10 protein-coding genes are annotated in these 12532 nt (G+C 67.5%); 3 read left to right on the top strand and 7 right to left on the bottom strand.

Annotation, left to right across the window (positions count from 1 at the left end):
* Positions 1-5: 5 nt before the first annotated feature.
* Both epmA and ligA read right to left on the bottom strand, forming a co-directional pair.
* Positions 6-956 carry an EF-P lysine aminoacylase EpmA gene (gene epmA / locus ACR9Y6_RS06475; RefSeq protein ID WP_481280560.1) on the bottom strand — a complete coding sequence of 317 codons (951 nt, stop codon included), beginning with the start codon at positions 954-956 and terminating at the stop codon, positions 6-8.
* Positions 953-3349 (bottom strand): NAD-dependent DNA ligase LigA, encoded by a 2397-nt coding sequence (ligA, locus tag ACR9Y6_RS06480; protein WP_481280561.1) that lies wholly within the window; start codon positions 3347-3349, stop codon positions 953-955. The genes epmA and ligA overlap by 4 nt, the downstream gene beginning before the upstream one ends.
* A 101-nt stretch (positions 3350-3450) precedes the next feature.
* On the opposite strand from ligA, the gene ACR9Y6_RS06485 reads away from it, so the two are divergent.
* Complete coding sequence (locus ACR9Y6_RS06485; RefSeq protein ID WP_481280562.1) at positions 3451-4938, top strand: MFS transporter; 1488 nt, start codon at positions 3451-3453, stop codon at positions 4936-4938.
* A 56-nt stretch (positions 4939-4994) separates the two neighbouring features.
* A complete protein-coding gene (locus tag ACR9Y6_RS06490) occupies positions 4995-6182 on the top strand; it encodes a cation:proton antiporter (RefSeq protein ID WP_481280563.1) in 1188 nt (395 codons plus the stop codon).
* On the opposite strand, the gene ACR9Y6_RS06495 is transcribed toward ACR9Y6_RS06490, so the two are convergent.
* Positions 6121-7782, bottom strand: coding sequence for a cryptochrome/photolyase family protein (locus ACR9Y6_RS06495; protein ID WP_481280564.1), 1662 nt, complete (start codon positions 7780-7782; stop codon positions 6121-6123). The genes ACR9Y6_RS06490 and ACR9Y6_RS06495 overlap by 62 nt on opposite strands.
* 118 nt (positions 7783-7900) lie before the next feature.
* On the opposite strand from ACR9Y6_RS06495, the gene ACR9Y6_RS06500 reads away from it, so the two are divergent.
* Positions 7901-8350, top strand: coding sequence for a glycine zipper 2TM domain-containing protein (locus tag ACR9Y6_RS06500; RefSeq protein ID WP_426287761.1), 450 nt, complete (start codon positions 7901-7903; stop codon positions 8348-8350).
* 219 nt (positions 8351-8569) lie between these two features.
* On the opposite strand, the gene lpxK is transcribed toward ACR9Y6_RS06500, so the two are convergent.
* From lpxK to ACR9Y6_RS06520, 4 genes are read right to left on the bottom strand one after another with little or no spacing between them, the layout of a single operon-like run.
* On the bottom strand, positions 8570-9553 hold the full coding sequence (lpxK, locus tag ACR9Y6_RS06505; protein WP_481280565.1) for a tetraacyldisaccharide 4'-kinase: 984 nt from the start codon (positions 9551-9553) through the stop codon (positions 8570-8572).
* A 4-nt stretch (positions 9554-9557) separates the two neighbouring features.
* A complete protein-coding gene (msbA, locus tag ACR9Y6_RS06510; protein ID WP_481280566.1) occupies positions 9558-11333 on the bottom strand; it encodes a lipid A export permease/ATP-binding protein MsbA in 1776 nt (591 codons plus the stop codon).
* Entirely contained in the window at positions 11330-11758 is a 429-nt protein-coding gene (locus tag ACR9Y6_RS06515) for an ExbD/TolR family protein (RefSeq protein WP_481280567.1), read from the bottom strand. The genes msbA and ACR9Y6_RS06515 overlap by 4 nt, the downstream gene beginning before the upstream one ends.
* 3 nt (positions 11759-11761) lie before the next feature.
* Positions 11762-12424 (bottom strand): MotA/TolQ/ExbB proton channel family protein, encoded by a 663-nt coding sequence (locus ACR9Y6_RS06520; protein ID WP_481280568.1) that lies wholly within the window; start codon positions 12422-12424, stop codon positions 11762-11764.
* Positions 12425-12532: the final 108 nt, after the last annotated feature.

Consider the following 12532-nt stretch of genomic DNA (forward strand, 5'->3'; position numbering starts at 1 on the left):
GGCGGTCACGCCTCGGAAAAAGGAAACGCGAGCACGTCGGCGATCGCGTCGGTGCGCGCCAGCACCATCAACAGCCGCTCGACACCGAGCGCCACGCCGGCGCAATCGGGCATGCGCCCCAGCACCGCGAGCAGGTTCTCGTCGATCGGCACCTCGTCCAGCCCGCGCGCGCGCCGCTTCGCGTTGTCGCGCTCGAAGCGGGCGCGTTGCTCCACGGGATCGTTGAGCTCGTGGTAGCCATTCGCCACCTCGTACGGTCCCACGTACGCCTCGAAACGCTTCGCCACGGGCGGATCGTCCTCGCGGATGCGCGCCAGCGCGCACTGGCTGGCCGGATAGTCGGACACGACCGTGATCCGGTCGCGCGGGAACGCCGGCTGGATCTTGTGCGTCATCAACAGGTCGAGCCAGTCGTCGCGTTCCAGTCCCTCCGGATCGATACCGGAACCGGCCAGGGGCGCCTGCAAGCGCTCCAGCGGGTCCGTGAGTGGATCGATACCGAGCGCATCGCGGTACAGGCTGCGATACGTCGTTTCCACGATGTCGAAGGTACGGCCCGCCTGCACCAGTACACGCTCGAGCAGGTCGATCACCTCGCGAGCGAGCTTCGCCTCGTCCCAGCCCACGCGGTACCACTCCAGCATGGTGAACTCGGGATTGTGCCGGCCACCGGCTTCGCCATCGCGGAACACCCGGCCGAGTTCGTAGCAGTCACCCAGGCCCGCGGCGAGCAGCCGCTTCAACGGAAATTCCGGCGACGTGCGCAGCCAGCGTTCGGGCGCACCGGCGTCGACATGCCCGCTGAATCGCGTGCGGAAGCTCTGGATGTTCGGATCGGTATTGCCCGCGGCCGAGAGGATCGGCGTATCCACCTCGAGCACCCCGCGCGCCGCGAAGAAGGCGCGGATGTGGGCATACGTTTCCGCACGCAGGCGCAGGTTCTTCAGGTCGCTCACGGTGCCACCCCGTGCTCCTGCAACAAGGCGACGAGATCGGCCTCGGTGTAGACGGGTATGCCGAGTTCGTTCGCTTTATCGAGCTTGGAGCCCGCCGCCTCGCCGGCGAATACGCCGGTGGTCTTCTTCGATACCGAACCGGCGACCTTGGCACCCAGCGATTCCAGGCGTTCCGTGGCGTCGTCGCGCTTGAGCGTTTCCATCGTCCCGGTAATCACGTAGGTCATGCCTTCGAGCGGAAGCGCGGATGCCGCCTTCGCCGGCAACGCCTCGGCAAGCCGGCGCATGGCATCGTCCGCGCGGCGCAAGTCGGCCAGCCGGTCACCATCGGCGAGGCACGCGGAAAGGTTGGCGGCGGCGGCCTGCGGCACGCCCGCGACGATCCACTGGTGTTCGCCGGCTTTCACCAGCGCGTCGAGGGTGGCGTAGTGCTTCGCGAGAAGGGCCGTACTCTTGGGGCCGAGCTTCGGCACCTTGGCGGCATCCAGGAGCACGTCCAGTCCCAGGCGATCGCGAAGTTTCGGCGAAGGCGCGCCTTCATCGGTGAAGGTGATGCCCGCCGCCAGCAACGCGTCCACCACCTTCTGGTTACCGTCCTGCTCGAAGAAGGCCGCGATGGAGGTCGCGACCTCGTCGCCGATATCGGGCAGCACGCGCAACACCGGCGCGGGCGTATGGCGGACGTGTTCCAACGAACCCAGCCAGTTGGCCAGTGTCTTGGCCGTGCTTTCGCCGATGTGCATGATGCCCAGGGCGAACAGGAAACGCGGCAGGGTGGACCGTTTGCTGGCCTCGATGGCCTGGACCAGGTTCTCGGCCCATTTCGTGGCGACCTTGCCCTGCTTCACGGTCTCCGGCGTGGAACCGTCGCGTTCGTCGGCGAGCGTCTTCATCCGCACGAAGCTCTCGACGGTGAGTCCGTACAGATCGGCTGGAGTGTGCACCATGTCGAACTCGACCAGGGCATCGACGAAGCGGTCACCGAGACCGTCGATATCCATGGCGCGGCGCGACGCGAAGTGGATCAGGGCCTCCTTCCGCTGCGCCGCGCAGACGAGGCCGCCCGAACAACGATAGGCGGCGGCACCTTCCTCGCGCAGCAATTCGGAACCGCAGACCGGGCACGTCTCCGGCATCTTCCACGGCACGGTCTTCGCCGGGCGGCGCTCTTCCACCACGCGGGCCACTTCGGGAATGACATCGCCAGCGCGACGCACGATCACGGTGTCGCCGATGCGCACGTCGAGCCGCGCGACCTGGTCGGCATTGTGCAGCGTGGCATTGGTCACGGTGACGCCGCCGACCTGCACCGGCGTGAGCCGGGCCACCGGTGTCGCGGCGCCGGTGCGGCCGATCTGGATCTCGATCGCCTCCACCGTGGTCATCTGCTCCTGCGCGGGGTATTTGTGCGCGATGGCCCAGCGCGGCGCTCGCGAAACGAAGCCCATCTCGCGCTGGCCTTCGTAGTCGTCCAGCTTGTAGACCACGCCGTCGATGTCGTACGGCAGGCTGTCGCGCTTGGCGCCGATCTTGTGGAAGTAGGCGATGAGGCCATCGAACCCCTTCGCGGTGGAGACCTCCGGCGACACGGGAAAACCCCACTCGCGAAGCTTCTTCAGCGTGGCTGAATGCGTATCCGGCAATTCACCGCCCTCGACCCGGCCCACCGCGTAGGCGAAGAAGGCCAGCGGCCGTTTCGCGGTGACGGCGGGATCGAGCTGGCGCAGCGAGCCCGCCGCGCCATTGCGCGGGTTCGCCAGTGGCCGTTCCCCCTCGGCGCGGGCCCGTTCGTTGAACGCTTCGAAGGCCGCGCGCGGCATGATGACCTCACCGCGCACTTCCAGCACGCGCGGCCACCCTTCGCCACGCAGGCGCAGCGGAATGGCTTTCACGGTGCGAAGGTTGGCCGTGACGTCCTCGCCCACCGCGCCGTCACCGCGCGTGGCACCCTGCACGAAGACGCCGTTTTCATAGCGCAGGCTGATCGCGAGTCCGTCCAGCTTCGGTTCCACGGAGAACACGGGGTTCTTGCGGCCGAGGGTATGCTCGATGCGCCGCTCGAAATCGGCTATCTCGCGGTACTTCTCGCGGTCGGTATCGCCTTCCTGCTCGAACGCGTTGCCGAGCGAGAGCATCGGCACCGCGTGGGTCACCTCGGCGAAGCCGCCCTTGGCGCGCGCACCGACCCGGCGCGTGGGCGAATCGTCGCTGGCGAGGTCGGCGTAGTTCGCCTCAAGCGCTTCCAGTTCGCGCATGAGCCGGTCGTATTCGGCATCCGCGATGTCCGGATCGTCCAGGACGTGATAGCGGTAGTTCGCGTCCTCGATGAGACGGCGCAATGTCCGTGCGCGCTCGGCGGCTTCGGCGGGTGCGGTGGCGGTGGCTTGTGGCATGTGCAGGATCCGTGATGGCGCGCGCGTCACCGACGCGACCCTGAACTGTCGGCCGAAGAGGCGGCAAAAGCAAGATTCCCATCGGCTATAATCGATCGGCCATGCCCCCCCACGACGTCATCGCCGCCCCCGAACCCACCGACGTCCACGCCCTACCCACCGACCGCCCGGCACTCGCCCCGGCTGAACCGTCCAGCAAGACGCGTTATCGCGGCCTGATCTGGCTCGTTTCGGCGGCGTTCTTCATGCAGGCGTTGGATTCGACGATCGTCAACACGGCCGTGCCCGCCATCGCGGGCGCGCTCGAGGTGACGCCACTGAGCATGCGCACGGCCCTGACCAGCTACGTGCTGACCCTGGCCATCTTCATCCCGATGAGCCCCTGGTTGTGCGACCGCTTCGGCACGCGCCGCGTGTTCGGCGGCGCGATCCTCGTCTTCGCCCTCGGCTCGCTGCTCTGTGGCGTGGCGCAGAGCCTGCCGCAACTGGTGGCGTCGCGGATCGTCCAGGGCCTGGGCGGCGCCGCGCTGATGCCGGTCGGCCGCTACGTGCTGGTGCGCAGCATCGATCGCCGCGAGTTCGTCAGTTCGATGACCACGGTGGCCACCTTCGGCCTGCTCGGCTCGGTGTTCGGCCCGTTGCTGGGCGGCGCGCTGGTAGAGTTCACCAACTGGCGCCTGATCTTCCTCATCAACGTGCCCGTGGGCCTCGTCGGCCTGCTGCTCAACCGCCGGGAAATGCCGGATTACCGCCTCGACCGCGCGCACCGTTTCGACACCCTGGGCTTCCTGCTCTTCGCCGGAGCCTCGGCACTGTGCCTGATGGCGGCTGAAACGCTCGGTGGCGATGGCGCGGACACCGGACACGGCCTGGCCGTCGCGGGCTACGCCCTGGGCGGCGTGGCGCTGGCCTCGCTTTACGTGCGCCACAGCCGACGCACCGAATTCCCCGTGAGCGACCTCTCGCTGCTGAAGGTGCGCAGTGTCTGGGTGTCGCTGGCCGGCAACCTGTTCACACGCCTGGGCGTGTCGGGCATGTACCTGTTGCTGGTGCTGTTCCTGCAGATCGGCTGTGGCTGGTCGCCGCTCGCCGCCGGCCTGATGATGGTGCCGCAGGCGATCGGCTCGATCAGCGTCAAGCCCTTCATCGATCGCCTGCTCACCTATTTCGGGTACCGCCGGCTGTTGCTGGGCAACACCATCGCCGTATCGGTGGTGCTGTGTTCCTTCGCCCTGCTCACGCCGGACTCGCCACCGTGGGTGATCGTCGCCTTCGTCTACGTGTATGGCGCGGTGATGTCGCTGCAGTACACCTCGATGAACACGCTGGCCTACGTCGACCTCGACGTGAAATACGCTTCCATGGCCTCGTCGATGGCCTCGACCGCGCAGTACCTGTCGATGAGCTTCGGCATCGCCCTGGCATCGCTGCTGATGGGCGGTTTCCTCGCCTCGCATAATGCCCAGGGCTACGTGTGGGCCTTCCGCTGGTCGGTCATCGTGCTCGGCCTGATCACCCTGGCCGCGAGCTGGATATTCGGGCGATTGCGCGATACGCGATCGGCGAAGGCTACGGAAACGACTTCATAGAGGTTACCCTCAAGGACACCGCGCCTTCCTTCGCGGCTTCGATCTGGACCGATCCCATGCATGACTCCGCCGGCATCCTGCTGACCCTGTTCATCATCTTCGTCGCCGCGCAGATTGGCGGCGAGATCGCGCAGCGCCTGCGCCTGCCCTCCGTGGTGGGCGAAATCGCCGCCGGCTGCGCCGTGGGACCCTCGGCGCTGGGCTGGGTGACCCTTCCCGATATCGCCACCGGCACGCCGCTGGATGTGCTCGCCGAGATCGGCGTCATCCTGCTGCTGTTCTCGGTGGGCCTGGAAACCCGGCTCGACGACCTGAAGAAGGTCGGCACCAGCGCCTTCCTCGTCGGCGTGCTGGGGGTGGTCATCCCGTTCGCCCTCGGCTCGCTATGGGCGCACGGCTCCGGTTTCGACTGGATTCGTTCCATGTTCGTCGCCGCCGCCTTCGTCGCCACCTCGGCCGGCATCACCGCACGGGTGTTGCAGGAACTGGGCGTGCTGCAACGGCGGGAGGCACGCATCATCCTCGGCGCGGCGGTGATCGACGACATCCTCGCGATGCTCCTGCTCGGCGTGGTGTCGTCCCTTCAGGGCGGTGGCGCCGTCGACGTCGGCAGCCTGGTCGGCACCTTGCTCGGCGCGATCGGCTTCGTCGCGGTGATCGGTTGGGGCGGCGCGCGCGTGATGCGTCGTGGCTCGGGCTGGCTCGACAAGCCCAGCAATCCGATGTCGCCGCTGGCGATCGTGCTCGCGCTGTGCCTGGGCCTGGCCTTCCTCTCGATGAAGTTCCACCTCGCGGCCATCATCGGCGCCTTCCTGGCGGGCATGATCGCGTCGGAGACCAGCCAGCGCCACCAGCTGGAGGAACAGACCGCCCCCCTGCTCGCCTTCCTCACGCCGTTCTTCTTCGTCGTCACCGGCGCCAAGGTGAACCTCGCCGAGCTGGGCAGCGCCAGCGCGCTGTGGATGCTCGCCGTCGTCACCGTCATCGCCATCGTCTCGAAGCTCGCCGGTGGTTTCCTCGGCGCGATCACGCTCGGCAAGCGCGGCGCGACCATCGTGGGCTTCGGCATGGTTCCGCGCGGCGAGGTCGGCGTGGTGATCGCCAGCCTGGGGCTTGCGGCTGGCGTGTTCGACGAACGGATCTACGCGGTGATCGTGGCGATGTCGCTGTTGACAGCCATGATCACGCCACCGGTGCTGGCCCTGCTCCTGCGCGATCGCCGGACATCGACCGATAAGCCGTGAGCGCGCTGTCGCGCGACGACTTGAGGTCGACGATCGGCGGTGGGTAGCCGGAGCTTTCCAGGAAGGCCTCGTCCTCCCATGGCGCGTGGACGAGCCGCCCGGGTGCCTTTGCCAGCTCGGGTACCCAGCGGCGGATATAGGCACCTTCCGGATCGAATTTCTCCGATTGGGTCACCGGATTGAAGATCCGGAAGTACGGCGCGGCATCCGCGCCGCTACCGGCCACCCACTGCCAGCCCATGGCGTTGTTGGCGAGGTCGGCGTCGACCAGCGTGTCCCAGAACCACTTCTCGCCGAGCACCCAGTGCTGGCGCAGGTTCTTCGTCAGCAGGCTCGCCACGAGCATGCGCACGCGGTTGTGCATCCAGCCTGTCGCCCAGAGTTCGCGCATGCCGGCGTCGACGATGGGAATGCCGGTGTGTCCCTGTTGCCAGCGGCGAAGCGCGCGTGCGTCGGGCTTCACCCAGTGGAAGGCGTCGAACGTCGGATTGAAGTTTTCCTTCGGCGTCCTCGGAAAGTGGTAGAGCAGGTGGTGGGCGAACTCGCGCCAACCCAGCTGGCGCAGGTAGGGCTCGATGTCGACGGCCTTCCGCTGCCCGGCCGCATGCGAACGCAGCCCCGCGGCCACCTGCGCCGGCGAGATCTCGCCCCAGTGCAGGTGCGGCGACAAACGCGAGGTGCCATGGCGTGCCGGAAGGTCGCGGCCTTCGACGTAGTGGCCGACCGCGTCGTCGGCGAAAAGCGCGAGCAACTCGTGCGCCCCCTTTTCACCCGGCGTCCATCCCGCAAACCCCCGCGCCCAGTCGCGCTTCGGCAGCAGGCCCAGGTCCGCCACGTCCAGCGGACCGTCCCGCAGGAGTCGCCCGTGTGGGAGCCGCCCCGCCTGTGGGAACCACCCCTCTTGTGGGAACCGTCCCTCTTGTGGGAGCCGCTTCAGCGGCGATCCCGCGGCAGCGGGCAACGGTCCCTCAAGCACCCATCGCCGCTGAAGCGGCTCCCACAGGAAGGGCCTCCCCAAGGATGACTTCCCCAAGGGTGACTTCCCCAAGGGAGGCCTCTCCAAGGGCGGCTTCACCAAGGGAAGATTTCCCAGGGGCGGTTCCGGCAGGACCTCGATCTCGTCGATTCGCGTGCGCACGTTCCGCCAGAACGGTGTGAACACCCGATACGGTTCGCCTTGCTTCGTCGCCACATCCCACGGCTCGACCCAAAGCGCCGCGTTGAACGACTTCACCTCGATGCCATCGCCCTCCAGGGCATGCCTGACAGCCTTGTCGCGCCGGATAGCCTCTGGTTCGTACAGGCGGTTGAAGTAGACGGCGGTGGCACCGGTGGCCTCGATGGCGGCACGGAGCCCGTCGATGCTGCTCCCACCGAGGATCTCGAGCCGACCCCCATGCCTCGCCAGCGATGCATCCAGCGCCTCCAGGGAATGATGCAGCCACCAGCGGCTGGCCGCGCCCGGCGCCCATTCGCCCTCCTCCTCGGGGGCATGCACGTATAAGGCAACGACGTGCCCGTGCCTCCTCGCGGCCTCGGTGAGCGCGGGATTGTCCGAGAGGCGGAGGTCACGACGAAACCAGACGATGGCGGTACTCATCGGCGTAGTATCCATGCGACGCGTGAAATGAGAATTGCGCTCGATCTCCGTTCAGTCGACATGCTTAGACTGGTGTCGCTGACGGCCACCTCCCATCGGTCGTCCCTAAGGAGCTTCCATGAACATCAAGACCGTCCTCGGCCTCCCGCTGGCCGCCCTGCTCGCAAGCGCTGTCGTCGCCCCCGTATCGGCCGCCACGCTGACGCGCAGCGACGGCATCTACGTGCGTTGCGACCAGTGCGGCGTGGTCCAGAGCATCGAACACAACGTCACCGCCGGCCGCGACCACGGCACCGCGGGCGCGGTGATCGGTGCCATCGCCGGCGGCGTGCTCGGCAACCAGGTCGGCAAGGGCAAGGGCAAGACCCTCGCCACCGTCGGCGGCGCGGTGGGCGGCGGCTTCGCCGGCAACGCGATCGGCAAGGGCGGCGGCAGCGACACCTACACCCTGCGCCTGAAGATGGGCACCGGCGGCTACACCAACGTGCAGGTCAAGGACGCTTCGGCGATCCGCGAAGGCGACATCGTGGTCGTCGACGAACAGGGCAACGTCTCGCGCGTGCAGTAAGCGCCGCCAGTCAGCTGGTGCAGTGAGAAGCCGGTCCGCAAGGGCCGGCTTTTTTTGTCGAGTACCGACCCTGGTGGGAGCCGACCTTGTCGGCGATCCCGCGGCAGCGGGCCAGGTTGAGGCAAGCACCCATCGCCGACAAGGTCGGCTCCCACAAGGGACCGAGGCGAGCACCTATCGCCGACAAGGTGGGCTCCCACAAGGGGCGGCTCCCACAACTTATGAAGCGCGGGCTTGGACCCGTTCCGCCACCGCGTCGTAGAACGATTCCGGCAGCACGGCATGCACCGGCACGCGCCACCAGTTGTCGCGCGCGAAGCCGCGGCATTTCACGGCGTCCTTGTCGGTCATCAGCACGGGGCAACCGTCGGCGAAGGTGAAATCGTCACGGGTGAAGGCGTGATGGTCCGCGAAGGGGTGGCCATGCACGGCGATGCCTTGCGCGGCGAGGCTGGCGAAGAAGCGCGTGGGATTGCCGATGCCGGCGACGGCGTGTGCCGGCCGGCCCGCGAAATCCGCGAGCGGCGCGGTCAGGGACGGCTCGCGCATGTTCACGGCGACACCTCCCTCCAGGCGCATCGCGATTTCGCCGGCCGTGGGCACGCCGCCGTTGACGACGACGAAATCCACCTCGCCAAGCCGACTGGCAGGTTCGCGCAGGGGGCCCGCCGGAAGCAGGTGCCCGTTGCCGAGGCGGCGCTCGCCGTCGATGACGCATATCTCGACGTCGCGGCCCAGGCGGTAATGCTGCAAGCCATCGTCGGCGAGGATCAGGTCGCAGCCGGCGTCGACGAGCAGGCGCGCCGCTTCCGGCCGCTCACGCCCGATCGCCACCGGCACGCCGCTCTGGCGGATGAGGCAGGGTTCGTCGCCCACCCTTGCCGGATCGTCTTCGCCGGTAAGCAGATACGGCCCGCGCTCGCTGCCACCATAGCCGCGGCTGACGATGCCGGGCAGGAAGCCGCGCTGCTCCATCGCCTTCGCCAACGCGACGATCAGGGGCGTCTTGCCCGTCCCGCCGACGGTGATGTTGCCGACGACGACCACGGGCACGGACAGGCGGACGACTTCGGAAGGATCGTTGCGAAAGCGCTCGGCGCGACGACGCGTCACGCTGCGATAGAGCGCCTCGAAGGGAAGCGTCCACCATGGCGGCGATCCCCCGCCATACCAACGCCGTTGCAACGACGTACCGAGGGCCACCCGGTCAGCCCGCCGTGACCTGCTCGTGGAACTGCATGCGATGCAACGCCGCGTACTGGCCGCCCTTGTCGATGAGTTCGCGATGCGTGCCCAGTTCGATGATCCGGCCCTGTTCCATCACGGCGATCTGGTCGGCGTGCTCGATGGTGGACAGGCGATGAGCGATCACCAGGGTGGTGCGGTCGCGCATCAAGCGGGTCAGGGCGTCCTGGATCAGCCGTTCGGATTCGGTATCGAGGGCGCTGGTGGCTTCGTCGAGCACGAGGATCGGCGCGTTCTTCAGGATGGCGCGCGCGATGGCGAGGCGCTGGCGCTGGCCGCCCGAAAGCGAATTGCCCCCCTGCCCGATCCGCGTGTTCAATCCTTCCGGCAGGCGCTCGATGAATTCCATCGCGTTGGCGGCCTGCGCTGCGGCGGCGATCTCCGCCTCGGTCGCGCCCGCCATTTCGCCGTAGGCGATATTCGCGGCGACGGTATCGTCGAACAGCACCACGTGCTGGCCCACCCAGGCGATCTGCTTGCGCAGCGATGGGAGCTTGTACTGACGGTAGTCGCGGCCGTCGATCAGGATGCGTCCATCGGAGGGTTCATAGAAGCGCGGCAGCAGGCTGACCAGACTCGATTTGCCACTGCCCGAACGCCCCACCAACGCCGTGACCGTGCCCGGCGCGCAGGTGAGGTCGACGCCGCGCAAGGCCACATGGTTGTTGCGTTCGTAGACGAGCTTGACGTCCTCGAAGCGGATGTCGCCCTTCGTGCGGACCAGCTCTTCCGTGCCGGTGTCCACTTCGGCGGGCTCGTCGATGATCTCGAAGAGGTCCTCGGCGGCGGTGACGCCCTTCTGCAGGCTGGCCTGGATGCCCGCGAGGCGCTTGAGCGACGGCAACATGGCACCCATGGCGGTGAGCACGGCCGTGAACACGCCGGGCGTGATGCTGTTGAGGACGTGCGGACGCGTACCGAGGAAGACCAGGGTCGCGAGCGCCACGGCGCCGGTGGTCTGGATCGTCGCGCTGGACATCGCGCTGGTGGACGACACCTTGAGGTTCAACCGGCGCTGCCGCTCGGCGACGTCACCGAAACGCGCCGTCTCGCGGACCTGTCCGCCATAGATGCGCACTTCGCGATTGGCGGCGACGGCTTCCTCCACCGCGCTGGTCACGGTGCCCATGTTGCCCTGGATGCGCTTGCTGATCTTTCGGTAGCGCCGGCTGATCACGGTGACGATCGCGACCACGCAGGGCACCAGCACCAGCAAGGCCATGGCCAGGTAGGGGCTGTGGTAGAGCATCACGCAGAGCATGCCGACGACGGTCAGGCCTTCGGTCACGGCGACCTTGAGCGAATCCGCCGACGCCGAGGCCACTTGCTCGCTGGTATACGTGATGCGCGAAATCTGCTGGCCCGAGGGCTCGCGCGCGAAGAAGGCGGCAGGCAGGCGCAGGTAGGCGGCGAACACGTCGACGCGGATCGCCTGCACCACGTTGCGGCCGACATAGGCGATGCCGTAGTCGGTGGCATACGACGCCACGCCACGGACGAGGAAGATGCACACGATCCAGATCGGCATCCAGAAGATCGTGTAAGGGTCCTTCTCGACGAACAGGTTGTCGATCAACGGCTTGAGCATGCCGGTGAACACCGAGAGGCAGACCGGATCGACGATCATGCCGACGATCGCGATATATCCCGCGGTGCGGAACCGCCGGGTATAGCCGAGCAGGCGCTTGTACGTGCGCCAGGTGCGGACGTCCCAGACAGAAACCTTCTGCGTACTCACTTGCCCGCCGCCGCCTCGGCCGGGGTGGTGGCGATGGAGAGCCGGGTGAAACCGAGCTGGCCCAGCGCGTCCATCGCGCGCACCACGTTCTGGTGCGCCGTCATGGCGTCGGCGCGAATCACTACCAGGCGTCCGCGATCGGGGCCGGCCACGCGCTCGATGGTGGCCTTCAGCGGATCGATGCCTTCGCCCATCACCTCGTCGCTACCGACCGAGTAATGGCCGTCGCGGTCGACCACGAGGGTGAGCGCGTTGTCGGTGGTCTCGCGCGCCTCGCTGTCCGCCTTGGGCAGGTTGACCTTGAGGCGCGAGTGCTCGATGAAGGTCGTGCTGAGCACGAAGAACATCAGCAAGGTGAGCAGGACGTCGATCAGCGAGATCACGTTGATCTCGAAGTCGTCCTCACGACGGGAACCGATGCGCATGGATCAGCCGGCCTGCGTGACGGCGGCTTCCGGCGCGGCGGTCCGGCGGCGCGGCGCGGCCGGACGAGGGGCCGAGAGATCGTCCAGCAGTGCCGTGGCTTCCTTTTCCATCTGCACGACATAGCCGCTCACCTTCGAGCGGAAATAACGGTGCAGCACATACGCGGGAATGGACACCACCAGGCCGAAGGCCGTGCAGATCAGGGCTTCGCCGATGCCGCCGGCCATCTTGGTCGGATCGCCGATGCCGCCCGCCATCACGTTGAGGAACATGCGGATCAGGCCGATCACGGTACCCAGCAAGCCCAGCAGCGGGCCGATCAGGGCGATGGTGCCGAGGGTGTTCAGGTAGCGCTCCATGCGGTGGACCACATGGCGGCCGGTGTCCTCGATGCGTTCCTTGATCAACTCACGCGGACGGTCGCGCACGGCCAGGGCACCGGCGAACAATTCGCCCAGCGGCGAACCCTTCTCCAGGGCGGCAAGGTGTGCGGCGTCGAGCCGGGACGAACGGGCCCATTCGCGGACCTCGGCACCCAGACCCGGCGGCAGCACGGCCGCGCGGCGGAGGGCCCAGAAGCGTTCCAGTACGATCGCCAGCGCCGCCAGCGAACAGATGAGGATCGGCAGCAATGCCCAGCCGCCAGCCAGAAGGATCTCGAGCACGTGAACCCCGGGAGTACCAAAAAGTCAGGCGGGCATCATAGCAGGGCCCGCGATCCGGACTGAGGCGGCCTTGGCAGTCCGGGCGCGAGCCCCTTCGCTATCGCGTCC

This window comes from Luteibacter sp. TLI7-4A (assembly GCF_056754745.1).